Source organism: Streptomyces sp. HUAS MS02, from assembly GCF_055702265.1.
In genome coordinates this window covers 1,990,827-2,017,486 of the sequence record NZ_CM146747.1, presented here as the reverse complement: position 1 = coordinate 2,017,486, position 26,660 = coordinate 1,990,827, and the positions used below count along the sequence as shown (strand labels likewise).

General features: G+C 70.4%; 18 protein-coding genes and 1 pseudogene. 10 read left to right on the top strand and 9 right to left on the bottom strand.

The window, feature by feature from the left end; genetic code table 11:
- Positions 1-174 precede the first annotated feature (174 nt).
- Positions 175-1,260, top strand: a complete 1,086-nt coding sequence (locus ACZ9QC_RS08640; protein WP_472919615.1) for a glycoside hydrolase family 43 protein — start codon at positions 175-177, stop codon at positions 1,258-1,260.
- 11 nt (positions 1,261-1,271) lie between these two features.
- Positions 1,272-2,684, top strand: a complete 1,413-nt coding sequence (locus tag ACZ9QC_RS08635; protein ID WP_472919614.1) for an RICIN domain-containing protein — start codon at positions 1,272-1,274, stop codon at positions 2,682-2,684.
- Between the two features lie 24 nt (positions 2,685-2,708).
- Here ACZ9QC_RS08635 and ACZ9QC_RS08630 read toward each other — a convergent pair.
- Positions 2,709-4,386: pseudogene (locus tag ACZ9QC_RS08630) on the bottom strand (rhamnogalacturonan lyase B N-terminal domain-containing protein).
- Positions 4,387-4,579: 193 nt separating this feature from the next.
- Here ACZ9QC_RS08630 and ACZ9QC_RS08625 point away from each other — a divergent pair.
- Positions 4,580-5,626 carry a rhamnogalacturonan acetylesterase gene (locus ACZ9QC_RS08625; RefSeq protein WP_472919613.1) on the top strand — a complete coding sequence of 349 codons (1,047 nt, stop codon included), beginning with the start codon at positions 4,580-4,582 and terminating at the stop codon, positions 5,624-5,626.
- Between the two features lie 283 nt (positions 5,627-5,909).
- Positions 5,910-7,679: a DUF2264 domain-containing protein gene (locus ACZ9QC_RS08620; RefSeq protein WP_472919612.1), complete on the top strand. Its 1,770-nt coding sequence runs from the start codon at positions 5,910-5,912 to the stop codon at positions 7,677-7,679.
- Positions 7,680-7,783: 104 nt separating this feature from the next.
- On the opposite strand, the gene ACZ9QC_RS08615 is transcribed toward ACZ9QC_RS08620, so the two are convergent.
- Together ACZ9QC_RS08615 and ACZ9QC_RS08610 are read right to left on the bottom strand one after the other, a co-directional pair.
- A complete protein-coding gene (locus ACZ9QC_RS08615; protein ID WP_472919611.1) occupies positions 7,784-8,368 on the bottom strand; it encodes a TetR/AcrR family transcriptional regulator in 585 nt (194 codons plus the stop codon).
- A 92-nt stretch (positions 8,369-8,460) separates the two neighbouring features.
- Positions 8,461-9,780: a jacalin-like lectin gene (locus ACZ9QC_RS08610; protein WP_472919610.1), complete on the bottom strand. Its 1,320-nt coding sequence runs from the start codon at positions 9,778-9,780 to the stop codon at positions 8,461-8,463.
- 247 nt (positions 9,781-10,027) lie between these two features.
- Between ACZ9QC_RS08610 and ACZ9QC_RS08605 the strand changes: the two genes are divergently transcribed.
- Together ACZ9QC_RS08605 and ACZ9QC_RS08600 are read left to right on the top strand one after the other, a co-directional pair.
- The gene (locus ACZ9QC_RS08605; protein WP_472919609.1) at positions 10,028-11,740 is read left to right on the top strand and encodes a PHP domain-containing protein; all 1,713 of its coding nucleotides are present in this window, start codon (positions 10,028-10,030) and stop codon (positions 11,738-11,740) included.
- 14 nt (positions 11,741-11,754) lie between these two features.
- On the top strand, positions 11,755-12,261 hold the full coding sequence (locus ACZ9QC_RS08600) for a hypothetical protein (protein WP_472921636.1): 507 nt from the start codon (positions 11,755-11,757) through the stop codon (positions 12,259-12,261).
- A gap of 85 nt (positions 12,262-12,346) precedes the next feature.
- On the opposite strand, the gene ACZ9QC_RS08595 is transcribed toward ACZ9QC_RS08600, so the two are convergent.
- From ACZ9QC_RS08595 to ACZ9QC_RS08570, 6 genes are all read right to left on the bottom strand, one after another.
- Positions 12,347-15,256 (bottom strand): glycoside hydrolase family 2 TIM barrel-domain containing protein, encoded by a 2,910-nt coding sequence (locus ACZ9QC_RS08595; RefSeq protein ID WP_472919608.1) that lies wholly within the window; start codon positions 15,254-15,256, stop codon positions 12,347-12,349.
- 19 nt (positions 15,257-15,275) lie between these two features.
- Positions 15,276-16,178 (bottom strand): carbohydrate ABC transporter permease, encoded by a 903-nt coding sequence (locus tag ACZ9QC_RS08590; RefSeq protein WP_472919607.1) that lies wholly within the window; start codon positions 16,176-16,178, stop codon positions 15,276-15,278.
- Positions 16,175-17,140, bottom strand: a complete 966-nt coding sequence (locus tag ACZ9QC_RS08585; RefSeq protein ID WP_472919606.1) for a carbohydrate ABC transporter permease — start codon at positions 17,138-17,140, stop codon at positions 16,175-16,177. The genes ACZ9QC_RS08590 and ACZ9QC_RS08585 overlap by 4 nt, the downstream gene beginning before the upstream one ends.
- A gap of 23 nt (positions 17,141-17,163) precedes the next feature.
- Entirely contained in the window at positions 17,164-18,423 is a 1,260-nt protein-coding gene (locus ACZ9QC_RS08580) for an ABC transporter substrate-binding protein (protein ID WP_472919605.1), read from the bottom strand.
- A gap of 249 nt (positions 18,424-18,672) precedes the next feature.
- Positions 18,673-19,974 carry an ROK family transcriptional regulator gene (locus tag ACZ9QC_RS08575; RefSeq protein WP_472919604.1) on the bottom strand — a complete coding sequence of 434 codons (1,302 nt, stop codon included), beginning with the start codon at positions 19,972-19,974 and terminating at the stop codon, positions 18,673-18,675.
- A 132-nt stretch (positions 19,975-20,106) separates the two neighbouring features.
- Positions 20,107-21,363 (bottom strand): FAD-binding protein, encoded by a 1,257-nt coding sequence (locus ACZ9QC_RS08570; protein ID WP_472919603.1) that lies wholly within the window; start codon positions 21,361-21,363, stop codon positions 20,107-20,109.
- A gap of 187 nt (positions 21,364-21,550) precedes the next feature.
- Between ACZ9QC_RS08570 and ACZ9QC_RS08565 the strand changes: the two genes are divergently transcribed.
- The 4 genes from ACZ9QC_RS08565 (at position 21,551) to ACZ9QC_RS08550 (ending at position 26,398) form a co-directional block, all read left to right on the top strand.
- Complete coding sequence (locus ACZ9QC_RS08565) at positions 21,551-22,558, top strand: hydroxyacid dehydrogenase (RefSeq protein ID WP_472919602.1); 1,008 nt, start codon at positions 21,551-21,553, stop codon at positions 22,556-22,558.
- A 167-nt stretch (positions 22,559-22,725) separates the two neighbouring features.
- Positions 22,726-23,097 (top strand): hypothetical protein, encoded by a 372-nt coding sequence (locus ACZ9QC_RS08560; RefSeq protein ID WP_472919601.1) that lies wholly within the window; start codon positions 22,726-22,728, stop codon positions 23,095-23,097.
- Between the two features lie 216 nt (positions 23,098-23,313).
- Entirely contained in the window at positions 23,314-24,639 is a 1,326-nt protein-coding gene (locus tag ACZ9QC_RS08555) for a radical SAM protein (protein ID WP_472919600.1), read from the top strand.
- 226 nt (positions 24,640-24,865) lie between these two features.
- Positions 24,866-26,398 carry a cellulose binding domain-containing protein gene (locus ACZ9QC_RS08550; RefSeq protein ID WP_472919599.1) on the top strand — a complete coding sequence of 511 codons (1,533 nt, stop codon included), beginning with the start codon at positions 24,866-24,868 and terminating at the stop codon, positions 26,396-26,398.
- Positions 26,399-26,660 lie beyond the last annotated feature (262 nt).

Below are 26,660 nucleotides of genomic sequence, written 5' to 3'. Positions count from 1 at the left end.
AATCTCGCCGGACCCCGATTCCGTTCCTGTGAGCCTGTGTTGGTCGCGCGCAACCCGTTGACCTCCCTGTAACACGCCCTTACCTTTTCGGCGTTCGGAATGAAAGATCTTGTGCGATATGTCGAACATTTCTGTTTCCTTTTGTTCCCCCCTCCGAGAGGAAGCCACAGCCCCATGGGTCGCGACCACACCGTTCCCGAACCCCCGAACCGCCGGCTGCTCCTGAAGGGCGCCCTGGCCGCCGGTGCCCTCACGGCGGTGCCCACGACCGCCGCCCACGCGGCCGGTTCCCGGCACGCGGCGAGGCCGCCGTACGTCAACCCGCTGGTCCGCAACCGCGCCGACCCGCACATCAACCGGCACACCGACGGCTTCTACTACTTCACGGCGACCGCTCCGGAGTACGACCGGATCATCCTGCGCAGGTCCCGCACCCTGCGCGGTCTGTCGACGGCCGCCGAGTCCGTGATCTGGCGCAAGCACGCCACGGGCGTGATGGGCGCGCACATCTGGGCGCCCGAGATCCACCGCATCGACGGCAAGTGGTACATCTACTTCGCCTCCGCGCCCGCCGAGGACATCTGGGCGATCCGCATCTGGGTGCTGGAGAACTCCCACCCGAACCCCTTCAAGGGCACCTGGGTCGAGCGCGGGCAGCTGAGGACGGCCTGGGAGACCTTCTCCCTGGACGCCACCACCTTCACCCACCGGGGCTCCCGCTATCTCGCCTGGGCGCAGCACGAGCCCGGGATGAACAACAACACGGCGGTCTGGCTGTCGAGGATGGCCGACCCGCTGACGCTGACGGGACCTCAGGTGCGCCTGACGACACCGGAGTTGGACTGGGAGGTCATCGGCTTCAAGGTCAACGAGGGTCCGTCGGTCATCAAACGCAATGGCCGGCTCTTCATGACCTACTCGGCGAGCGCGACCGACTCCCACTACTGCATGGGCCTGCTCACCGTCGACGCGGACGCCGACCTCATGAACCCCGCCAACTGGTCGAAGTCCCCGACACCGGTCTTCACCAGCAACGACACCACCAAGCAGTACGGGCCGGGCCACAACAGCTTCACCGTCGCCGAGGACGGCCGCACCGACGTCCTCGTCTACCACGCCCGCCAGTACAAGGACATCGTCGGCGACCCCCTCGACGACCCCAACCGCCACACCCGGATCCAGCGCCTCGGCTGGAAGCCCGACGGCACCCCCGACTTCGGCGTCCCCGTGGCCGACTCGCCCACCCCGAACACCCGGTAAGGAGAGCAGAGATGAGACGTGCGTACGCGATGCTCCTCGCGCTCTGTCTGGCGCTGGCCGGCGCCCTCGTGACCGCCGGCCCCGCCCAGGCGGCACCGCAGACCGTCCCCAACGGCACCCAGTTCAAGGACACCTCGGGCAACCCCCTGCACGCCCACGGCGGCGGCGTCATCAAGGTCGGCTCGTACTACTACTGGTTCGGCGAGAACCGCAACACCGACAACACCTTCCGGTACGTCTCGGCCTACCGCTCCACGGACCTCAAGACCTGGGAGTTCCGCAATCACGTCCTGACCGAGGCCACCGACCCCGAGTTGGCGACCGCCAACATCGAGCGGCCGAAGGTCATGTACAACGCGGCCACCGGCAAGTACGTGATGTGGATGCACAAGGAGAACGGCGTCGACTACAGCGAGGCGCGCGCGGCCGTCGCCGTCTCCGACACCGTCGACGGGAACTACACCTGGCGGGGCAGCTTCCGCCCGCTCGGCACCCACATGTCACGTGACATCACCACCTTCGTGGACAGCGACGGCACCGGCTACATGATCTCCGCCGCCCGCGAGAACTACGACCTGCAGATCTACCGGCTCACCGCCGACTACACCGGCATCGCCGCCCTCGTCGCCGACCCCTGGCACGGCGGCCACCGCGAGGCCCCGGCCCTGTTCAAGCGGGGCGGCGTCTACTTCATGCTCACGTCGGGCGCCACGGGCTGGGACCCCAACCAGCAGCAGTACGCCACCGCCACCAGCATCGCGGGCCCGTGGACCGCCATGGCCGACGTCGGCGACTCCACGACCTTCGGCTCGCAGACCGCGTACGTGCTGCCCGTGCAGGGCACCTCGACCACCTCGTACCTCTACCTGGGCGACCGCTGGGGCAACTCCTTCGGCGGCACGGTGAACGACTCCCGCTACGTCTGGCTGCCGCTGACCTTCCCCACCTCGACCACGATGTCCATGTCCTGGTCGCCGGAGGTCACCGTCGACACGGCCACCGGCACGATCAGCGGCACCAGCGCCACGTACAACACGCTGATCGCCCGCCACTCGTCCAAGTGCGCCGACGTCACCAGCCGGTCGCAGTGGCCGGGGGCCCAGATCAAGCAGTATGCCTGCAACGGCGGCACCAACCAGAAGTACTGGTTCAAGTCCGTCGGCAGCGGCTACTACCAGCTGGCCACCCGGCACAGCTCCCTGTGCGTCCAGGAGAACGCCACCACGGTCACCCAGGAGAACTGCGATGCCTCCTCCACCGCCCAGCAGTGGTCGGTGGTGACCTCCGGCAGTCACGTCAACGTCGTCTCCCGCGCGAGCGGCGAGTGCCTGGACGTGAACGGCGCGTCCACCGCCGACTCGGCCGCCGTCATCACGTACACGTGCAATGGCGGTACGAACCAGCAGTGGACGCGCGGAACATGACGATATGTCAGTCCATGCGGACGATCAGCTCAGCAGGTCGATCGCGTCGATCGCCGTCCCCGCGCTGAGGTAGGAGGTCGTCCCCGAACCGCTCACCACGTTGATCCGCAGCACGTTGTACTGACTCGTGTCCGTCAGCCAGGCGGACGCCGGGACGTTGTAGGTGAACGTGTGGTTGTTGCCCCGGTAGGACCCGTTCGTCAGGGAGCGGGTGTTCGGCTGGGTGGGCGGCGAGGGGATCGCCGAGGTCCAGGTGTCGTTCACGACCACCTGCGGCCGGCCGTTGGCGTAGGCCGTCGTCACCCCGATGCGCAGGGTGTGGGCGGCGGCGGCCTGCGCGGCGGTCAGCCGGAAGTAGACGAGGAGCCCGCTGTTCACGTCCTTCCAGAGGTAGCAGGGGAAGGCCGAGGTCTCGGTCCCGCTGCCGATCACCACGTTGCCGGTCCAGGCGGCGGCCCGGCTGTCCGAGGGGTGCGCGTACGTCATCAGATCGGCGTTCTTGAAGCCGCTCGGCGTGCCGTTCCAGTCGTTGATCCGCCAGATCGCGGACGCGTTCGACGGGTCGTTGGTGGACGGGATCGCGATCGAGTTCAGCGTCGTCGTACCGCCCGCCGCGACCGTCACCGAGGTCGTGTACACCGCCAGCTCACCCTTGAAGACCGTGAGGGTGTACGTCCCCGGGAGCACCCCGGGGATGGAGTAGTAGCCGTCCGACGCGCGGGCCGAACCCCAGTACTGGGCGGCCGAGTTGGCGAGCCCCACCGTGTACGCGTACGCCGTGTTCCGCCCGGTGATGCCGACGCCCGCCACCCGGCCCCGGCCGCTCGCGGAGACGTACCCGGACAGGCCGAGCGAGTCCGCCCACGTGGTGGTCAGGGTGCCCGGGAACAGCGACGAGGAGGGCGCCCCGCCGTCCGTGAAGGCGATGACGACCCTGGAGGCCGAACCGCTGCTCCTCGGTCTGGTTCTGGCCGTAGTACAGGATCTCGTAGAGGCCGCCGCCGTCCGCGCTCTGGTGGCGCAGCAGCGAGCGGTAGAAGGGGCCGCCGGAGGCCTTCTCGTGGTTGCTGCGGACCATCCACAGGCCGACGCCGTTCGCCGACCAGCCGACGTAGTCGTAGTCCATGACCCGGAGTCTGGAGAAGTGCTTCGAGCGGGTCTGCCCGTCGGACTTCCTGAACACGTCCGAGGCCTCGATGGTGGTGGGCGCGTAGGTGTAGGAGTCGGGCTGGTCGTTGAGGAACAGGCCCGCCTTCACGCGCACGATGAAGCGGGTCGCGGAGACCGAGGTGTCGGCCTTGTTCGTCCACAGGTAGACGTTGTTCTCGCCGCTGCGGGCCGCGTAGTAGTGCCGCAGCGTGCCGTGGGCGACGGAGACGAGGATCGTCGAGCCGGACTGCCTGATGGTGACGGTGGAGGTGCCGAGGCCGGACTCGATGTGCGAGTTCATGCCGCCGTAGCCCTGGTACTCCACGCCCCGGTAGACCAGCGACGACAGGTCGCCGTTGCTCTTCCTGACCTTGAACACGAGGTTCGCGCCGGTGTCGATCACGTAGTTGGTGCCGTCGTCGGTGTAACCGAAGGCCGCCGCGCGGGCGGTGCCGGCCAGCGGCCCGGCGAGCGCGACGCCGGCGGCGGTGGCGGCGGTACCGACGACGAAGCCGCGTCGGCCGAGCGTCGAGCGGTCGGGGGTTGCGGACATGGGGGTGCCTCCTCGGAGGTGCGTGGGGGGTGTGCGGGTGATTCGGAAGGGTGACAGTTGAATCGTTATCGCGAAAGGGCTTTCGCCGTAGGGAAGTTGACAATCTTGTGAAAGTGGCCGGACAGCTAGAAAGCGCTTGCCAAAAGATGTACCGTCCAGCCGCCGGGTCATGTCACCCCTTCGAGGAGCCGCAATGAGACGTTTCACCGTCGCCGCGCTGACGGCGGCCGCGACCCTGGGCACCGTCCTGGCGGCCGCACCGGCCGAGGCGCACCGGGGCCGCCCCGCACCGGGCCTGGAGAACTGCGCCGCGAACGCCTGCCACTTCGACGTCCCGGCCGGCACGTACGACGTGACGGTCCGCCTCGGCGGGGAGAGCGCGGCGAGCACGAAGGTCACCGGCGAGACCCGCCGCACGCTGCTCGCCGAGACGGCCACGGAGGCCGGCGAGCCCGTCTCCCGCAGCTTCACCGTGAACGTCCGCACCCCCGAGGGCGAGCCCACGGGCCCCGACGGCACCCCCGGTCTCGACCTGGTCATCGGCGGTACGGCGCCCGCGCTGGCCGACATCCGGGTGACCCCGGCCAAGCGCGCCCGCCAGATCTTCCTGGTCGGCGACTCCACGGTCTGCGACCAGCCCGGCGATCCCTACTCCGGCTGGGGCCAGCAGCTCCCGCAGTACCTGCGCAAGGGCGTCTCGGTCGCCAACCACGCCGACTCCGGCGAGAGCACGGTGTCCTACCTCGCCGACTCCCGGCTCTGGGCCACCGTCCAGCCGCAGATCCGCCGGGGCGACCTGGTCCTGATCCAGCTGGCCCACAACGACAAGCAGACCGACGGGGCGACCTACCGGGCCAACCTGGAGACCCTGGTCGCGGGCGTCCGCGAGAAGGGCGGCCGGCCGGTCCTGGTCACCCCGATCGTCCGCCGCTGGTTCAACGCCGACGGCACGCTGAACAACGGCACCGCCCTGCTGGTCAACGGCCTCGGCGTCGACCATCCGGCGGTCACGCGCGAGGTCGCCGCGGCGGGCGGGGTGCCGCTGATCGACCTCACCGCCGGGACGAAGGCGCTCGTGGAGGCGCTGGGGACCGAGGGGTCCAAGGCGCTGTACCTGTACAACGAGAAGCGGGACAACACCCACACGTCCGTGCACGGGGCGACGGTCTACGCCGGCCTCGTCCGTGACGGACTCGTCGCCCAGGGGCTGGTGCCCGAGGGGCGGACCAGGGTGGGGTAGAGACGCCTGGGGCGTCCCGACCGGAACCGGGGCGCCCCAGGTCCGGGGCTGAGTGGGAGCCGGGTGGGTGCGTTGTCGGGTGCGGGTGCGCCGGGGTTGCTCGCGCAGTTCCCCGCGCCCCTGAAGGACCAGGCCCCCGCGGGCCTGAAAAGCACAGGGCGCGGCCCATGCTTTTCAGGGACGCGGGGAACTGCGCGAGAAGCCCCACCGACCCGCACCCGCCCGAGGCACCCGTACTCCCGAGCTATCAGGCGCCCCCGACCCACAGCAGAAAGCGCAGCGCATGCCCTCCCCGCAGCAGCCCCACGAGGACCACACCCTCAGCCCGTACACCGGCTACACCCGCGCCCACTGGGAGGCGGCAGCCGACACGCTGCTGGCCGCCGTGGAGCCGTACGCGACGGCCGACGGCGCCCTCTACCACCTGCCCGGCGACCGCACCAGCTGGTCCGGCCGGCTCTCCGACGGCCTGGAGGGATACGCCCGCACCCTCCTGCTCGCCGCCTTCCGCCGGGACGAGACCGCGCTCGGCCGCTACGCCGACGGCCTGGCCGCGGGCGTCTCGGGCGTCTGGCCGCGCATCGAGGACCGGAGCCAGCCCCTCGTCGAGGCCGCGTCGATCGCCTTCGCGCTGCGCGTGACACGCGAGCAGCTCTGGGACCGCCTCGACGACGGCGTCCGCCGGCGCGCGGCGGCCTGGCTCGGCGACGCGCTCACCGCCGAACCCTGGCCCTGCAACTGGGAGTTGTTCCCGGTGACCGTCGGCGGCTTCCTCGAAGAGATCGGGTACGAACCGGAGCTGTCCCGCCGGGTAGTCGAGCAGCGCCTCGACCGGATCGAGCAGTGGTACCTCGGCGACGGCTGGTACACCGACGGCGACGGCCGCAAGTTCGACTACTACAACGGCTGGGCCATGCACCTCTACCCGGTGCTGCACGCCTGGCTCGCGCACGACGACCGCCTCCTCGCCCGCTACGGCGACCGCCTCGCGGCCCATCTCGGCGACTACGCCCGCCTGTTCGGCGGCGACGGCGCCCCGCTCCACCAGGGCCGCTCCCTCACCTACCGCTTCGCGACGACCGTCCCGCTCTGGCTGGGCGCCCTCACCGGCCGTACCCCCCTGTCGCCCGGCGAGACACGGCGGCTGGCCTCGGGCGCGCTGAAGTACTTCCTCGACCGGGGCGCGGTGGACGACCGGGGCCTGCTGTCCCTGGGCTGGCACGGCCCGAACCCCGATGTCCTGCAAGGCTATTCGGGACCGGCCTCCCCGTACTGGGCCAGCAAGGGCTTCCTCGGCCTGCTCCTGCCGCCGGACCACGAGGTGTGGACGGCGACCGAGGAACCGGGTCCCGTGGAACGCGAGGACGAGCTGCGCCCCGTGGGCCCGCCCAACTGGCTGCTGCAGTCCACACGCTCGGACGGCCTGGTCCGCCTCCACAACCACGGCAGTGAGGACGTCCGCTACGACCCCTTCTACACCCGCCTCGCGTACTCGACCGTGACGGAGCCCGTACCCCTGGCGCAGCCGGCCGGGACGTACGACAACAGCGTGATCGTCGACGGCGACGCGGGACGTGTCGACATCGAGCCGCTGGGCGTGGGGGAGGGGTGGGCCGCGTCCCGGCACGCGGTCGGTGACAGCGGTGTGCGGGTCACCAGCCTCGTCGTGGCCCGGGGCGCGGTCGAGGTACGTGCCCATCTGGTGAGCGGCGCGGCACCCGGCACCCCGGTGCGGGTCACGGGGTGGGCGGCGGCGAAGGGCGTACGGGCCGAACTCCTGCCCGTGCACGGCCCGGGCCTGTCGGAGACGGACGGGCCCGGATGCGAGGGCCGGACGGAGGAGGACGTCACCCTCCTCGTCGTCCTCGCCCGGCTCACCGCCGACCCCGACCCCCTGCCACTCACGGACCTGGTGTCCGTGGCGGCGGAGGGGCCGCACGACGTGGTCGTGACGTGGGCCGACGGCGAGCGGGCGGCGTTCCGCTTCGACCGCGCGGCCACGGCGTCGGACGGGCGGTCCTCAGGGTCTTCGTGGTCGGTGAGGCCGCGTTGAGAGAGGCCGTGCGGGACGGGGTGGCGGGCGCGTACGCCCAGGTCGGCGTCCCGTCCTTCAGGACCGCGATGTCACCGGAGATCCGTGTGTGCCCGTAGGTGTGGCTAGGCCCGTTCCCGGTCGTCCCGGGGCCAGTGGGTCAGGGCCACGTGCAGCGCCTCCACGGCCTTGTCCCAGGACAGGCCCACGTCCCGTGCCGCGCCGAAACCGCCGCCGGCCTCCAGGGCGCAGTAGCCGTGGAAGGTGCTGCGCAGCAGGCGTACGGCGTCGGTCAGGTCGGGTTCGTCGAGGCCGTAGGCGCGGAGCATGCCGTAAGTGATCTCGGCGGTGCGGCGCAGGGCGGGGGAGTCGGTGACGAGGACCTGGTCGACGGGGAGCTGCGTGGCCGCGTACCGGCCGGGGTGGTCGAGGGCGTACTCCCGGTAGGCCCCGGCGAAGGCGGCCAGCGCGTCCCTGCCCGCGCGCCCGGCCACGGCCTCGGCGATCCGGTCGATCATCTCGCCGCCCGCCAGCAGGGCGACCCGCGTTCGCAGGTCCTGGAGGTTCTTGACGTGCGAGTACAGACTCGCGTCCTTCACCCCGAAGTGCCGCGCCAGGGCGGACAGGGTGACCTTCTCGAACCCGATCTCGTCCGCGAGATCGGCCGCGGCCTCCACGACCCGGTCGACGGTGAGCCCGGCACGGGCCATGGAGACCACCTCTTCACCTCGGGGACCCGGAACGCCAAGGCTACCGCCCGGTGATCAAGGGTCCGGAGGCCGTGCGACGGCTGGAGCGCAGGTCAGCCGATCGGCGCGTACAGGACGCCCAGCTTGTCGATCTCGTCGCCCGCGCGCCCGGTGAAGCCCACGATCTGCCAGCCGGACGGGGCCGTGAAGGTCTTCGTGTCCGAGGTGGCCGTGCCGGAGGCGAGGGTGCGGCCCTTGTCGGTGCCGAAGGAGGCGGAGAAGATCCGGGTACGGCCGTCCTTCTGGCCCTGCGTCAGCTTCACGGAGGTGAGGTGCTCGCCGGAGGCCAGGGTGAGGGAGGTCGCCGTGCCGCCCGTGCCGCCGTGGGTCAGCGTCGTACCGCCGTCGTGCGTGAGCGAGACCGCGTCGAGGCGGGAGGCGCCGCGCAGGGTCAGGGTGCGGGGCGAGACCGTCGAGGGCAGGTTGTCGGCGTCGGAGTACGCGGTGCCGTGCGGGCCGCCGAAGAAGTCGCTGGCCCGGAGCCTGGAGTTGACGGTCCAGGAGAAGTCGACCGCGTGCGGGAAGTGGTCGGAGAGGTTGGCGCCCGCGGAGTCGAGGAACTTGGCCCAGTCGTTGTTGTAGCGGGTGGCGGTCAGGTCGACCACGTTGCTGTCCCGGTAGAAGACCTTGTCGACGACCTCGCAGTCGTTGGTCGGCGCGGTCGTCGGGCAGAGCAGCGCGTCCGCGCCCAGCGCCGGGGCGACACCGCCCTTGACCAGCTGAACCCACGGGTCCGTGAGCCCGTTCTCCGACACGAGGGAGCGGATGTTGTCGCCGGTGCGCGTGTAGCGGGTGTTGGTGTCACCCATGACGATCACCGCGTTGCCCGCCGAGTTCGCCTTGATGAACTCGGAGAGCTGGGTGACGTTGGCGCGGCGGGCGGCGAGGGCGGCGTCGTCGGAGTCGGCGTTGGTGTGCACGTTGTAGAGGTCGACGAACACGCCTTCGGCGAGCCGGACCCGGGCCAGCGAGAAGCCCTTCGGGGTCAGGCAGTTGGTGCCGGTGCAGTTGTTCCACTTGACCCGCTGGAAGTCCTCGAAGGCGTAGTCCGACAGGGTGTTGAGGCCGTCACCGAAGGGCACGCCGCCGCTGGTCGCGGTGCGGTGCGGGTGGTCGTCGCCCGCGTACAGCGCCGCGTGGTAGTTGAAGTCCTCCTGGACGTTGACGATGTCGTACGCCCCGAGGCGCGGGGAGATCAGCGGGGTGTTCGTCGCCGGCTTGCCGGAGCTCAGCCCCTCCGGGAGGCCCGCGACGTTGTAGGTGAGCACGTTGAACGTGCCGGTGGTGGCGGCCGCGGCGGGCGTCGCGCCGGTGGTCGCGAGGCCGGTGACGGCGAGCGCGGCGGCCGCGAGGGTGCCGAGCAGTCTTCTCATGGGGACTCTCCGAGGGCGGGGCAGGGGTGAGGGGAAGATGAACGGTGTTCAGGTTCAACGTCAACTAGTGTGACGTGCAAGGTAAGTTGGGGAAACAGTGAGGGGCGTGGCGATTTGCCGTATCCAGGGAACCGGGCGGCAACTCCCTGATCGTTCAGCGTTCATGTTTCGCCTCGATCCTCCACAGACGGCGCGATCGCGTCGCGGAAGGCGGCCGCGGAAGGCAGCGGCATCCAGGAGGCGTTTCATGGGACACGGGCACGCGCACCACGGCCACGGGCATCACCACCACGGGCACGATCACGAGCACGGGGCGGCGGCCGCCCTCCCCGCCGCCTTCGACACCTCCGTGCCCGACGAGGCGCTGACCCCCGAGCAGCAGTCGCGCCGCACCCTGCTGCGCCGTGCCGGTCTGCTGGGCGCGGGCCTGACCGCCGCGAGCGTCCTCGCCCCGGCGGCGACGGCCCCCGCGTACGCCGCCCCGAACAGCCGCAGGCGCGGCGGCTTCCTGTGGCTGGCCGGCGACCACCACATCCACACCCAGTACAGCAACGACGGCAAGTACCGCGTCGTCGACCAGGTCCGCCAGGGCGCCAAGCACGGCATGGACTGGCTGGTCATCACCGACCACGGCAACGAGACGCACGCCAAGATCGGTGTGGAGAAGGTCAACCCGGACATCAAGGAGGCCCGGGCCGCGTACGAGGACACCCTCGTCTTCCAGGGTCTGGAGTGGAACATCCCGGCCGCCGAGCACGGCACGGTCTTCGTGCACCCCGGCAGGAACGAGGTCTCCGTCCTCAAGCAGTTCGAGACCGACTACGACGGCGGTGTGAAGAAGGCGACCGACTCGACGCCCGCCAACGAGGCCCTCGCCATCGCGGGCCTCAACTTCCTCGCGGAGCAGGTCCGGCGGCGCAAGGTCAAGGACATCCTGATGCTCGCCAACCACCCGGCGCGCAAGGGCATCGACTCACCGCACGAGATCCGCGCCTGGCGCGACGCCACGTCCGCGCGCCACCGGATCGCCGTCGGCATGGAGGGCGCGCCCGGCCACCAGGCCGCCGGCATCGAGAAGTCCGTCGGCATGGGCCGCGCCCGCGGTCTGTACGACGGCAGCCCGGGCGCCAACTCCTTCGCCGGTTATCCCCTGGAGAGCTACCGCACCTGGGGCGGCTTCGACTGGATGACCGCCACCGTCGGCGGCCTGTGGGACAGCCTCCTCGCCGAGGGCAAGCCCTGGTGGATCACCGCCAACTCCGACTCCCACAACGTCTACACGGACACCGCCAAGCGCGGCGGTCCCGACAGCGACTACACCGCCAACGGCAAGCACACCGACCCCGTCTACAGCGGCAAGATCGACCTCACCGAGGGCGACTACTGGCCCGGCCAGTACAGCCGCACCCACGTCGGCGCCGACGGTTTCACCTACGCCGCCGTCATGGAGGGCATCCGCGCCGGCCGCGTCTGGGTCGACCACGGCCAGCTCGTCAGCGGCCTCGACGTCCGCGTCCTGGGGGGCAGCCGCTGGGCCACCCTCGGCGGCGCCCTGCACGTCAAGAAGGGCACCAAGGTCACCCTGAGCGTCGACGTGGCGCTCGCCGGCGGCCCCAACTGGGCCGGATTCGTCCCCAGGCTGGCTCGCGTCGACGTCATCCAGGGCGATGTGACGGGCACGGCCGCCGACAAGGACACCTTCACCGCGCCGACCGCGAAGGTCGTGAAGTCCTACGAGGTGAACAAGTCCACCGGCACGGTCCGGCTCACCTACGAACTCGGCCGGGTCGACCGCCCGCTCTACGTCCGCCTGCGCGGCAGCGACGGCAACCGCTCGGCCGTAGGCCCGATGGGCGCGGCCGTCGACCCGGCGGGCCCCGCCATCGACGTCGTCGGCGACGCCGACCCGTGGCGCGACCTGTGGTTCTACTCCAACCCGGTGTGGGTCCTGCCCTCGTGACCACGACCACGACCATGCATGCCCTCACCGTGGACGCCGAGGTCAGGGACCTGCGCGCGGCAGACCACCTGCTCCACACGCTGGCGGCCGAACTCGCTCTCCCCGAGGGCACGTTCGGCTGCACCCACCTGATACGGGGGGACCGGCCACGGGTCGCCCTGTCCCTCGCGGTGCCGTCCCGGCCGCTCCTGAGCACCGTCCAGGAGCGGCTGGCGGCCCGCGCCCACGAGGTGGCGCCCGGCATTCCGGACGCCATGGGGCGGGCCGTGATCTACCCCGGCGTCACGACGCTGACCGGCACCCTGACGGTCGCGGACGTCCTCGACCGCTCCGCGATCACCCGGGTGACGGTGCTGGGCACGCCCACGCAACCGTCCCCGGACACCCCGCTGATGACCCAGGACCATGTGCGCCCGTACTGGCAGGACGGCGAACTGGTCCTCACCACGATGCCCGCCGTCGGCGGCACCCTCGTCCCCTTCGAGGTCCCGGAACCGACACCGTGCTGCGCGGACCACTGAGCGGACCACCGAAACGCGGTGCCGGGGACGGGACGCGGCTGCGTCACGGCCGGGCCGCCGCCGACCGCCTCCCGTCCCCGCCGCCCTACGACCCCGTCGCCGAGAACACGAACGAGAACTCCGTCGGCTCCGCCGGCAGGTGGTACTGCGGCAGGGGGCCCGGCCCGCAGGACTGGGAGCCGATGCCCATCTGGTCGTGGTCGAGGATGACCCACACCGTGTCGCCCGCCTGAAGGTCCGTCAGGTGGGCGGCGGCGTCCAGCTGTTCGGTGGTCCAGCGGCGGGCCGTGAACCCGAACTCCGGGTCGCCGTCGATCCGTAGACCGCCCAGCTCCACCCAGCGGACGTCGGGCCGGACTCCGTTCTCCTGCGGACGCACGTACGGCGTCTGCAACTCATCGACCGAGGAGTGGTAACGGCGCACCATGGACGCCGACTTGGTGTCGGGGTAGCCCTCGCCGGGGCCACCGCCGTACCAGGTCACCGCGTTCGCCGACGACAGCCCGAAGCGGATGCCGAGCCTCGGCAGCGGAACGGTCCAGTCACCGTCCGGCTCCACCGACACGGTCAGCTTCAGACGGGTGTCGTCGGCGGTCCACCGGTACGTCGCGCGCAGGCCGACCTCCCGCGCCGCCGGCGCCACCCGCGTCCGTACGGTCAGCGCGTCCTCGCCCAACTCCACCGCGTCCAGGCGGTGTCGGACCCGGTGCAGACCCAGCTCCCGCCACAGCTCGCTGTAGCAGGTGTTGCCGTTCCAGGCGCCCTCGTCGTTGTCCGTGGTCGCCCGCCACACGTCCAGCCGCAGCCCCGTCACGTCGACGCCGCCGATGGTCTTCGGCGCACCCGTGCGGACGTCGAAGGAGGCCGGGCCGAGATAGATCAGCCTCTCGCTCGCCGCAGGGCCGTGATCCGGTACCAGCGTCGGCAACGGCCGCTCGACCGCCGGGAGTTGGGTCCACGCCACCTGGTGGTCCTTCTTCCCCCAGGCCGTGTCCTCGGCCAGCAGCGCCCGGACCGTCCACAGCGCCTCGCCCGCCGGTCCGCCGGCCGGCGGCTGCGGCAGCTTCACCTCGGCCGACTCACCGGGCCGGAGGTCGGGCACGGACAGGGTGCCCGCCTCCACCGTCTTCCCGTCCACCTCGTACGCCCACTCGAAGGCCAGCGAGGACAGGTCCTGGAAGTCGTACGCGTTGCGCACCCGGACCGTCCCCGCCGAACCGTCGCCCTCGATCCGGACGGGTTCGATGACCTTCTTGAACTCGATCAGGCCGGGGGAGGGCGTCCGGTTCGGGAAGACCAGGCCGTCACAGACGAAGTTGCCGTCGTGCAGCTCCTCGCCGAAGTCACCGCCGTAGGCGTAGCCCAGCGTCGGGTGCTTGATCCCGTGGTCGATCCACTCCCAGATGAAGCCGCCCTGGAGGCGCTCGTGCGCCTCGAAGACGCGCTGGTAGTCGGCGATGCCGCCGGGACCGTTGCCCATGGCGTGCCCGTACTCGCACTGGATGAAGGGGAGTTCGCGCCGCTTGTGGGTGCCGCCGTCCAGACGCTTGCCGATGCGCTCGACCTCGGCGTGGTCGGCGTACATCCGGGAGTAGACGTCGGTGTCCCGGCAGTCCCAGTCGCCCTCGTAGTGCACCAGGCGCGAGCCGTCGCGCCCGTGGATCCACTCGGCCATGGCGGTCAGGCCCCGACCGGTGCCGGCCTCGTTGCCGAGGGACCACATGACCACCGAGGGGTGGTTCTTGTCGCGCTCGACCATGCGGGCCGCGCGGTCCAGCAGGGCCGGGGTCCAGCGGTCGTCGTCAACCGGGTTGTCCCGCCAGTTCTGCTCGGTGAAGCCGTGGGTCTCCAGGTCGCACTCGTCGATCACCCAGAGGCCGTACTCGTCGCACAGGTCGAGGAAGGCGGGGTGCGGCGGGTAGTGCGAGGTGCGCACGGCGTTGAGGTTGTGCCGCTTCATCAGCAGCACGTCCTCGCGCATGGTCTCCAGGTCCAGCGCGCGGCCCTTGACGGGGTGCCACTCGTGCCGGTTGACGCCCTTGAAGAGGATCGCCTTCCCGTTGACCTTCAGCAGGCCGTCCTCCAGCACCACGGTACGGAAACCGATCCGCAGCGGGACGCGCTCGCCCGCCGTGACCAGCTCACCGTCGTACAACCGGGGCGTCTCGGCGGTCCACGGCTCGACCGGGACCGTCACCGGCTCGCCGGTGGCGACATCGATGTCGAGGGCGGGCACGAGGACCCGGCCGTCGACGTCGGAGTCGACGCGCAGCGTCCCGATGCCGCCCGCGTGGTCGTAGGAGGCGTGCACGAAGAAGTCGAGGGCGCTGCCCGCCGGGCGGTGCAGCAGGGTGACGTCCCGGAAGATACCGGGCAGCCACCACTGGTCCTGGTCCTCCAGATAGGAGCCCGCGGACCACTGGTGGACCCGGACGGCGAGGACGTTCCCCGCCGGCTTCAGCAGGTGCCCGACCGCGAACTCGTGCGGCAGCCGGGAGCCCTTGAACTCACCGATGTCCGTGCCGTTCAGCCACACCCGGGCGCACGACTCCACACCGTCGAAGCGGAGCACGGCGCCACCGTCCGAAGGCCACCCGTCCGGCAGGTCGAAGTACCGCAGATGGTCACCGGTCGGGTTCTCCGACGGCACCCTGGGCGGGTCCACCGGGAACGGGTACAGGTGGTTGGTGTAGATCGGCGCCCCGAAGGCCCCGTCACCCTGCATCACCCAGTGCCCCGGGACGGCCACCCGGTCCCAGCCCCCGGCGTCGTACCCCTCGGCGGCGAACGAGTCGTCCTCCGCGTCGGCGGTCGGCGACAGCCGGAAGCTCCAGTCGCCGTTCAGCGACAGGGTCCGGGCGTCGGAGGACGCGTACCAGGCGCGGGGCGCGAGGGCCCCGCGGCCGGGCGAGACGTCCTCGACGTAGTCGACGGACGGGGTGGCGGCGCCGGTCGTGGCGGTGGTGCCGGTGGTGCCGGTGGTGCGGAAAGACATCGGTCTCCTTGCTTGTTCCCTAGCCCTTGATGCCAGTCTGCGCGATGCCCTGCACCAGCCAGCGCTGGAGGAAGAGGAAGACGAACACCAGGGGCAGGATGGAAATGGCCGTCGCCATGAAGATCAGGTGGAAATTGACGGTCTGGCCGGTCATGTAGTTCGAGAGCGCGACCTGGACGGTCCACGCGCTCGGGTCCTGGCCGATGACCAGGGGCCACAGGAAGGAGTTCCATCCGCTGATGAACGTGATCGTCGCCATCGCGGCGAAGAAGTTGAGCGAGTTGGGTACGACGACCCGCCAGTACGCGCCCATGTAACCGAGCCCGTCCACCCGTGCGGCCTCCTCCAGCTCCTTGGGGAACCCCAGGAAGTACTGCCGGAACAGGAAACAGGTGAAACCACTGAAGAGCCCCGGAATGATGAGACCCCGGTAGGTGTCGATCCAGCCGAGGGACGACACCAGCACGAAGCTGGGCACGAAGGTCACGGCGGTGGGGACCATCAGGGTGCCGAGGACGGCGTAGAAGACCTTGTTGGCGTGCCGGTACGGGATACGGGCCAGGCCGTAGCCGGCCAGCGAGCAGACCAGCAGCGTGCCGACGGTGTGCAGGACGCCGACGACGGCCGAGTTCCACAGCGAGCGTGCGAAGTCGACCGACGGATCGTCGAACGGCTCGCTGATGTTGCCCCACTGGATGTCGGTGGGGAACCACTTCCATTCCTCGCCCGTGATCTCCGGGTCCGTCATCAGCGCGTTGCGGACGATCAGATAGAACGGGATCAGGAAGAGGGCCGCGGCGATGCCGGTGGCGAGGTACAGCCCGGTCGAGCCGATCACACTGCCGGTCCGGACCCGTCGCGGCTTGGCCGATACGTCGGCCCGGTCCACGCGGTCCGCCGGAGGTGTCGTGGTGGTGGTCACTTGGACTCCTCACCCCTTCCGAATCCCAGGAACTTGCCCTGGAGCAGGGTCACGAGGCAGATCAGCACGGTGAGGATCAGCGCGCCCGCGCTGCCCGCGCCGTAGTCCTGGGCGTCGCCGAGGGCCTTGTAGTACAACTCGACCAGGGGCGGTCTGCCCCAGGTGGTCTTGTTCAGCAGGTTGAAGAACTCGTCGAAGGCCTGGTACGCGGCCACGAGCAGCAGCAGGATCACGGCGGTGGAGGTCGCGCGCAGCTGCGGCAGGGTGATGTGCCAGAAGGTCTGCCAGCCGGGCCTGGCGCCGTCGATCGAGGCGGCCTCGTACAGCTCCTGCGGGATGTTCTGCAGGGCCGCGATGAAGAGGATCATGTAGAAGCCGGCCTGGAGCCACAGACGAACGGTCAGGATGACCATCCAGTACCACGGCGGGTCGGGGCTGGCCAGCCACGCCGTGTTGTCGATGCCGAACAGGCCCAGGAAGGTGTTCGCGAGACCGAAGCGGACACCGTTGAAGATGGACATCTTCCAGACCAGCGAGGCGGCGACATAGCTGACCGCCGTCGGCAGGAAGAACACCGAGCGGAAGAACGCCCGCATGAAGCGGAGCCGGTTCACCATCAGCGCCAGGCCCAGCGAGGTGCCCCAGGTCAGCGGCACGATGAAGACGGCGAAGATCGTGAAGGTGACGAGAGAGCGGATGAACTCCTCGTCGGTCAGCATCGTGACGTAGTTGTCGAGACCGACGAACTCGCTCGGTGTGACGGTGAAGCGGGCCTCGAAGAACGACAGGTAGAGGCTCCACAGGATCGGCAGATAGACGAAGATCGCCAGGCCGATCAGGAACGGCCCGGTGAAGAGCCAGAAGTTGAAGGTGGGGGAGCCCCGCAGCCCCCGCCGCGGCTTGACCGGGGTGGCCTTGGCCGGGGCGGGGCTGGAGACGCCGTCCTTGGTGATGGTCGACATGTCGTGAGTACCTGTCCGCCGGCCTATCCGAAGAGCTTCTTCAGTTCCTTGTTGACCTTTGCGTCGGCCTTCGTCAGCTCCTTGTCCGGGTCGCCGCCCTTGCGCACGGAGTTGGCGAGGACGTCCTCCAGGGCGGTGATGCTCGCCTGGGTCCAGCCGATGTTGTCGAAGTGGCCGAACTCGTTGAAGAGCTTCACGCCCTCAGCGGGCAGACCCGACTTCAGCTTGTCGGCGGACTCCGCGATCGAGGTGCGCGGCGGGATGTGGAAGCCGTAGGAGAGCGCCCAGTCCTCCTGGTACTCCTTCTGGTCGATCCACAGCCACTTCACGTATTCCTTGGTCTCGTCGACGTTCTTGCCCTTGGCGTTGACGAACATCGACCAGCCGCCGTTGTAGACGGACTGCTTGCCGGCGCTGCCGACCTTCGGGAACGGGAAGATGCCGAGGTCGTCACCGAGCGCCTCCTGCATCTGCGGCATCGCCCACATACCGCACCACTGCATGGCGGTCAGGCCCTGGTTGAGCGCCGACGGGTCCCAGAAGTCGGTCGGGGCGTCGAGCAGCAGGTCCCCGCTGGTGAACATCTTGCGCAGCTGCTTGAAACCGTCGACGACCGCGTCCGTGTGGTAGGCGATCTGGTTCTTGTCGTCGAGGTGCTGCGCGCCCGCCGACCAGATCAACGGGTTGACCATCGAGTGCAGGGTGTTGCCCAGGTAGGCGCCCTTGACCTTGTCCGTGGTCAGCTTGGCGGCGGCCTCGGCCAGTTCCTCCAGCGTCGTCGGGACCTCGACACCGGCCTTCTCGAACAGCGAGGGGCGGTAGAAGAAGAACTGCGGGTCGTCGATCATCCGGATGCCGTAGATCTTGCCGTCGACCGTGTGCGACTGGATGTCGGCCTGGTTGAAGTCGTCCTTGACGGGGTCTATCAGGTCGGTCAGGTCCGCGACCTGCCCGCTCTCGATCATCTGCAGCTGCGGGTGGAACTCGAAGCAGTCGGGGGCCTTGTCCGTGAGCAGCGTGGCGAACAGCTTGCTCTCGAAGTTGGAACCGGTGATCCACTGGGTGGTGACGTTGGTTTCCTTGTAGGCCTTCGCGTACCGCTTGATGGCCTGCTCGGTGCCCTGCTCGCCGTACGCGTGGAAGTACTGCGTGAGGCCGGGGCCCCCGCCGCTGCTTCGGCCGGTGTTGCCGCCGCACGCGGCCAGTCCGCCGGCGGCGGCCAGACCCAGCGCGGCCCGCAGGGCGGTACGGCGGTCGAAGTTGCTGTTCCTGAATGCCGACATGCTGACGTCCTTGTCTCGAGTACGGCTGCGGCTCTGCGCTCATGGCTCGGCGGCTCGGTGCCGAATGGCTCAGTGGCTCAAAGAGGCTTGCGGTGCGGGACGTTAACCTTCGACTAAGGCTTCGGCAAGGGGTTGGACGAAGTCTGTTCGAAGCGTTGTACTCGGTTCGGCGTTCCGAACGTCCGGGCGGTGCAAGCGGGTTGACGTGGGGAGAGAGGGCCGCCGGGTCAGGGTCCGGCGGCCCTCGGCTCAGGGGTGTTCGCGCAGGCTTTCGCGCTCTTCGGGCCGCCCTCGGCGGCGTACGGCGGGCCTGTTCCGCGACGCGGTCGGCGCCGCCCGGGTGCCCGGTTTCTGTCCGACCGACTGCAGCGCGCCCTCCAGTGCGAACGTCGCCGCGCCCAGGCACGCCGGATCGCTCGGGATCGGGGAGAGCACGATCTCGGTGGCCGCCATCGGACGCGGCAGCGCGTGCCGGGCGACGGCCTCGCGCACCTCCGCGACCAGCGGCTCGCCCAGGGCGGCCGCGACCCAGCTGCTGAGCACGACCACCTCGGGATTGAAGAGGTTGACCAGGTCGGCGATGCCCGCGCCGAGATATCGGGCGGTGTCGCGCACCACCTTGACCGCCACCGGGTCGTGCCGGGCCACGCCCCGCGCCAGGGCGGCGATGGTGGCCGTCTGGTCCTCGGGGTGCAGCAGCGTACTGCGCGGACTCAGCTCCCGGAGGTTCAGCATGATCCCCGGGGCGCCCACGTACGTCTCCACGCAGCCGTGGTTGCCGCAGTGGCACAGCCGTCCGTCCAGCACGATCGTCGTGTGGCCCCACTCGCCGGCGCTGTTGCTCACTCCCCGGTGCAGCCCGCCGTCCAGGACGAGCCCGGCGCCCACGCCGGTGCCGAGGGTGATCACCGCGGCGTCCCCGCGTCCGCGGGCGGCCCCGAACCACAGCTCGGCCACCGCGACCGCGCGCAGCGGATTGTCCAGGTGCAGGGGATAGGCGATGTGTTCGGTCAGCAGATCGAGCAGCGGCACGTCGTGCCAGTCCCAGTTGGGCGCGTACTCCGAGATGCCGGTGGCGCGGTCGACCTGCCCCGGCACGCTCACCCCGACGCCGAGCACCCGGGCGCCCTCGGTGCCGGCCTGCGCGACCACGGAGCCGACGGCGGCGGCCACGTGCCCCACCATCTGCTCGGGCAGGCTCTCACCGGGACGGACGTTCTCCTCGGCGCGGGCCAGCACGTTCAGCGCCAGGTCGAACAGCTCGACACGGACGTAGGTCTCCGCGATGTCGACGCCGATCAACGCGCCCCCCGACGCGTTGACGGCCACCAGACCACGGGGGCGCCCGCCCGCCGAGTCCTCGAACCCGACCTCGGTGATCATGCGGAGGTCGAGCAGTTCGCCGACGAGCGTGGCGACCGTGGCCAGGCTCAGCCCGGTGGCCGCCGCCAGCTCCTGCCGGGAGGTGGGAGACTTGGCGATGATCTGGCGCAGCACCTCGTAGCGGTTCGCGGTGCGGATGTCGCGTGAGGTGCGCTTCACCGACGACATGATCCCCTCGATCCCTCCAGGCCATGACGAGGCCTGTTGCCCCGGCGCGGCGCCAAGGTTATGGCGAGGAGGGACTTTCTACAAGGGGTTAGGAAAGGGGGTTTACAAAGTCCCCCCGGTGACTCGCTCGACTCACTCGACCCACTCGCCGAGCACCTCCCGTACGAAGGCGTTGCGGAACTTCCCCGCCGGGTCCAGGACTTCGGCCGACGCCCGGAAATCGTCCAGCCGGGGGTACAGCGCCCGCAGCTCCGCCGCCGGGACCGTGAACACCTTGCCCCAGTGCGGCCGGGCCTCGAACGGCGCGAGCACCTCCTCGACCCGCCGGACCACGGGCAGCACGGGCGCCGGGTCCGCCACCCAGGTGAAGTGGAGCGCGACCGTGTCCCGGCCGTGGGCGGGACTCAGCCACTGCTCGTCGGCGGCGACCGTACGCACCTCGCACACCTGCAGCACCGGCGCGACGACATGCCGGATCCCGTCCAGCGCCCACAGCGCCTCCCCGGCGAACGAGCGCGGCAGCAGATACTCGGACTGCAACTCGTCCCCGCTGCTCGGCGTGAACTCGGCCCTGAAGTGCGGCAGCCGCTCGTGCCAGGGGCCGGGCACCCCGAACTGCTCGGTGCAGTTCACCGCCGGCATCCCCGGCACCGGATGCATCGCCTCGGTCGCGGGCGCCGCCCACGGGAAGTCGGCCGCGTCCCGGTCCACCCGCTGCTTGACCCACGCCTGGTCGAATCCGGAGTGCCGCCAGCGGGTGAAGAGACTGACGCTGTACGCCGCCCCCGACACGGCCGCGAAGTCCAGCCCCGCCAGCGGGAGTTCACCGTAGACCCGCTGGGCGACCTCGAAGGCCGGCTCCAGGTCGAGGGTGAGCGCGGTGACCACGCCGAGCGCCCCGAGCGAGGTCACCGCCCCGCCGAAACGGTCGTCGCCGCGCGCGAGCGTCAGCGTGGTGCCGTCCGCCGTGACCAGTTCGACCTCGCGCACCGCCGCCGCGAGCGGCCCGTTCGCGTCACCCGAGCCGTGCGTACCGGTGGCCACCGAGCCCGCGACGGAGATGTGCGGCAGGGAGGCCATGTTGTGCAGGGCGAGACCGTGGGCGTGCACCGCGCGGGCCAGCTCCGCGTAGCGGACACCGCCGCCGACGCGTACGGTCCGGGCCGCCGTGTCCACCTCGATCTCCGGCGACAGTCCGGTCAGGGACAGCAGCACGCCCCCGGGTCCCGGCTCCGCGATCTCGTTGAACGAGTGGCCGCTGCCGAGCACCCGCACCCTCTCGCTGCCCGCGACCAGGGCCCGCAGCGCGTCCACCGACCCGGGCCGGTGCAGCTGCCCGGCGGTGTACGTGATGTTCCCGGCCCAGTTGGTGATGGTCTCGGTCGTCATGCCTGATGCCCTCCGCTGGCCGTAGCTGTCGAGGTCATCCTCTCCGCCCCGCGCGACGGCCGGTTCATTGACCTCCCCGCGAGCCCCTGCCTACCGTAGAGACCGCTTACTGTCCCCTGACCTCGCGCTCTCCCGACCCCCCCAGCTCTCCCAGCTCTCCCAGTCTTTCCAGCCGGAAGGTCCTTCCTTGCCCGAGCGTCCCCGCGCACTGTTCGCCATGACGGCCGAGAACGTTCCGCAGGTCTTCCCGCCGGACGTGCTGGCCCGCCTGCGGGAGACCGTGGACATCGACCCCGCCCTGATCGCCGAGGACTTCACCGATCCCCGGGTCCGGGCGGCGCTGGCCCGGACCGAGGTGCTGGTCACCGGCTGGGGCTGCCCCCGCATCGACGCGACGGTCCTCGACGCGGCCCCCCGGCTCCGGGCCCTGCTGCACTCGGCGGGCTCGGTGAAGGGATTCGTCACCCCGGCCGTCTGGGAACGCGGCATCACCGTCTCCACGGCCGCCACCGCCAACGCCCTGCCCGTCGCCGAGTACACGCTGGCCATGATCCTGCTCGCCGGCAAGGACATCCTCGGCCGCCGCGAACGCCTGCGTGCCGAGCGCGTCTCGCCGGGCTGGGGGTTCGTCCCCGGCATCGGCAACCACGGCCGCCGCGTCGGCGTCATCGGCGCCTCACGCATCGGCCGCCGCGTCATCGAACTGCTGCGCCCCTTCGACCTGCGGGTGAGCCTCACCGACCCCTACGTCGACGAGGCCGGGGCCACCGCCCTCGGCGTCCCCCTGCTCCCGCTCGACGAACTGCTGCGCACCTCGGACATCGTCACCGTGCACGCCCCCGACACCCCGGAGACCCACCGCCTGATCGACCGCCGCGCCCTGTCCCTGATGCCCGACGGGGCCGCCCTCATCAACACCGCGCGCGGCGCCCTCGTCGACCACGACGCCCTCGTCGACGAGCTGCGCGCCGGGCGCCTCTCCGCGATCCTCGACGTGACCGACCCCGAGCCGCTGCCCGCCGACTCGCCCCTGCTCGACCTCCCGAACGCCTTCGTCACCCCGCACCTGGCGGGCTCCCAGGGCAACGAGGTCGCCCGCCTCGGTCTCGCGGTCACGGAGGAGGCGGAACGACTGGCCGCCGGGGAGGAGCCGGCGTACGCGCTCGACCGGGCTGCACTGGAGCGGACGGCCTGAGCACTGGCCCCCCAGGCCGCGCCACGGTCGGCGACCGGCTCTCGGCCGACGGCCACAAAGCTCTCACCAGCGGCTTTCGACCCTGGTCGAAAGGGGGCGCGACCGCGCCTCGTGAGTCGGCAGGCTTCGGTGCGGGACACGCACGTGCTGAGGAAAGGAACACGTCCATGAGGTTTCGATGGCTGGTCGCCACCGCCGGCCTGGCCGCCGCGCTCGGCACCACCCTCGCGGCGCCGTCCGCGTCCGCCGCGACCAACTGCTGGCGGCACGAGGACGGCATCAGGTGGTGGTGCAACAACGTCTCCGGTGCCCCGGTGTACGGATCGGTCGGCAACAACCGCCTCTACCCCAACCCGAACCAGGTCGTCGGGACCATGAACACCAACCCGAGCTGGTTCTACTGCAAGCTCGACAACCAGGCCTGGGTGGGCGGGCCGCACCCGACCCGCTGGCTCAGGACCGTCGCCGACAACGGCCAGTCCGGCTGGATGAAGGACACCGCCATCTACAGCGAGACGGACCCGCTGCGCGACTGCTGACCCACGCGAGGCGCACCCGAGCCTTCGAGCCCCCACTCCGGTGGGGGCTTGTCGCGATCACGAACCACCCGCACCAGCCGACGCACCCCACCCCCGAGCTGGGATGCGCCACGCCCCGAACCACCCCCCACCCCCTCCGCCCGACCGCCGGAGGCATACCGTGGGGAATGCGCGCGGGCGACCCCCGCGCGTCGTCGGGAGCGAGGAGACAACGGGATGGATGGCAGCCGCACCGCACTGGTGGAGGACCTGATGGAGAGGTTCCCGCACGTGCCACGGGAAGCCGTCTTCAAGGAGGACCTGCTCAGGGGCGGCGTGGCCTTCGACGCCTCCGCGCTGAGCGACAACGAGAAGGGCGAGGTCAAGCCGAAGTCGTACTTCATCTTCTCCTTCGACCACGGCACCCTCCCCGAGCTCGGCGAGGCCGCCCTGCGCCGCCCGCCGGAGGAGATCATCCTCACCGGCGGCCCGTACGACCTGCGGCGCACGGTCGTCTCCGTACGGGTCAACCCGTCCTCGCCCTACCGGGTGGCGTCCGACGAGGACGGCCTCCTCGGCCTGTACCTCGACGGCAAGCGCATCGCGGACGTCGGCGTCCCGCCCATGCCGGAGTACTACAAGCACACCCTCTCCAACGGGAAGTCCGTGATGGAGGTGGCCCCGACCATCCAGTGGGGCTACCTCATCTATCTGACCGTCTTCCGCGTCTGCCAGTACTTCGGCGCGAAGGAGGAGTGCCAGTACTGCGACATCAACCACAACTGGCGCCAGCACAAGGCGGCGGGCCGGCCGTACACGGGTGTGAAGGACGTCGACGAGGTCCTCGAAGCCCTGGAGATCATCGACCGGTACGACACGGCGAAGACGTCCACCGCGTACACGCTCACCGGCGGCGCCATCACCAAGACGGTCGCGGGTCGCGACGAGGCCGACTTCTACGGCCACTACGCCAAGGCCATCGAGGAGCGCTTCCCGGACCGCTGGATCGGCAAGGTCGTCGCGCAGGCGCTGCCGCTGGACGACGTCAAGCGCTTCCACGACTACGGCGTGAAGATCTACCACCCCAACTACGAGGTGTGGGACGAGTACCTGTTCAAGATGTACTGCCCCGGCAAGGAGCGGTACGTCGGCCGCGACGAGTGGCACAAGCGGATCCTGGACTCGGCCGGTGTCTTCGGCGCGCGCAATGTGATCCCCAACTTCGTGGCGGGCGTGGAGATGGCCGAGCCCTTCGGGTTCAAGACGGTCGACGAGGCGATCGCCTCGACCACCGAGGGTCTGCGTTTCTTCATGTCGCACGGCATCACGCCCCGCTTCACCACCTGGTGCCCGGAGCCCACCACCCCGCTCGGCAAGGCCAACCCGCAGGGCGCGCCGCTGGAGTACCACATCCGTCTGCTGCAGGCCTACCGCGCCACGATGGACGAGTTCGGGCTGTCGTCGCCGCCCGGATACGGCCCGCCCGGACCCGGCCGTGCCGTCTTCTCCGTCAGCTCCTTCATGGACAGCCTCCCGGCCGTCGAGGAGGTTTCCGCCGAGTAACTCCTGGTAATTCCTGAGGCGGTTGAGTCGATCGGGGACGGCGTACGTACAACTCAACAGTGTGACCACTGGTAACCACGTTTTGAAGACGTAGCTTGTCAGTTGTGTGGGAAGCGTGAAAAGCTCTGGGCCATCGCAAGGTGGTCCCCCCAACTGCCTTGGATTTAAAGGGCAGTTGACTACTTTTGCCCACTTCCCCCCTCGCTCTGTTGGATGCAGGAGACCCATGCCCGACCTGCCGAAGCCCCAGGACGCCGCCGAGGCCGCGCTGTTCTCGGAGTGCTGGGACGCGGTCCTGTCGTACGCCGACCTGTGCACGTCCGGGTCGGCCGCGGCGACCCAACTGGCCACCGAGGCCTTCACGAACGGCATGCACGAGGCACACGCCCTGGAGTACGAGGCGGGAGCCGACCGCGGTGCCGGACGGCGCGCCCTGCGCCTGCCTCGAATACCGTTCCTCCTGACCTGGGTCAGGACCAGCGCCGCCGCCTGGGAGGCGGGCGGCCAGGGTCACCGGCTCGACCCCGAGCTGCGTCTCTGGCTCAACTCGGACAAGGCCGCCCGGTACACCGGCCCGCCGCTGTACCGCCCCCTCGCGCTGCGTGCCCTGCGGGACATGCAGGAACCCGACGCGGCCCTGCTGTGGCTGGCCGAGGTCGAGTCGCTGCCGCTGGGCTCGGTGGCCCGCCGGCTCGGCCTCGACCCGGCGGTCGCCGAAACCGAACTCCACCAGGTACGCGCACTGTTCCGGGACCGCTGCCACCGCGGCCAGCTCGACGCGCCGCTGCACGCCGACTGCCGCACCTACGCCCGGCTGCTGGACGCGGTCACCCGCTCGCCCGGCACCGACACTCCCGAGGACCTCTCCCGCCACCTCGCCACCTGCGTGCAGTGCGCCGAGGCCGCGGCCTGCCTCGGCCTGCACGGCGGGGGACTGCCCGCCGCCCTCGCCGGCGGTGTGATCGGCTGGAGCGGACTGGCCTACCTGGAGCGCCGCCGCCGCGCGGCCGAGGCCGGACTGCTCCCCGGGCGCGCGGACTCCACCGGCACCGACCGGGGATTCTCGCCGGGCAGGGAGGCGAAGCCCCGGTTCAGCCGCAACGGGCTGCTCGTCGGAGCCGGCCTCGTCTCCGTGCTGGCGCTCGCGGTCTCCCTCATGCCGTTCGGCGACGACGAGACCCTCGCGGAGGGCTCGTCGGCCAGGGACTCGTCGGTGGTGCAGCAGGACCCGAGGTTCCCGGTGACCGGGGCCCCGTCCGACGGCCGGTCGTCGGAGCTGCAGAGCACGTCGCGGCCCGAGGAGCCCGGTTCCGGCGGCACGGACGACGGGAAGGGCGAGAACAAGGGCGGCGGCAACAGCAACGAGGAACCCCAGGGCGACGCCTCGTCGCCCGCCCGGGTCACCCACCAGCCCGTGGACCCCGGCAAGCCCTCCGACGCCACCTGCCACGTCCGCTACCAGGTCGTCAACGAATGGCCCGGCGGCTTCCAGGGCACCGTCACCGTCACCTCCACCAAGGCCCTCGACGGCTGGCACATCGCCTGGACCTACGCGGCCGACCAGCGCGTCACCCAGATGTGGGACGGCACCTTCGACCAGGAGGGCACCAAGGTCACCGCCACCTCCGCCGACTACAACAAGACCGTCACCGCCGGCGGCACCTTCGGCTTCGGCTTCCTCGGCATCTGGGAGGGCTACGACAACCCCGCTCCCGTGGACTTCACGCTCAACGGGAAGAAGTGCGACCGGGCGAAGTGAGCGCGGAACGCGACGCACGGAACGCGGCGCGGAAATTCGATTGACGGGGGCCCACGGGCCCCCGCTAGGGTGAGATCACCGAGCACGGCGGCCGTTCCGGCCGCCGTCGCCACGACCAGTGAGACAGGAGGTGTCGACCGATGGCTGTCATTGCGAAGGGCGCTGCCCGCATCCAGGAATCCATCCAGTCCACCTCCGTGGCCACCGGCTGACTTCTCTCCTCTCTCGCGTCCGCGGACGCCGCCGGGCCACCCCTGTGAAG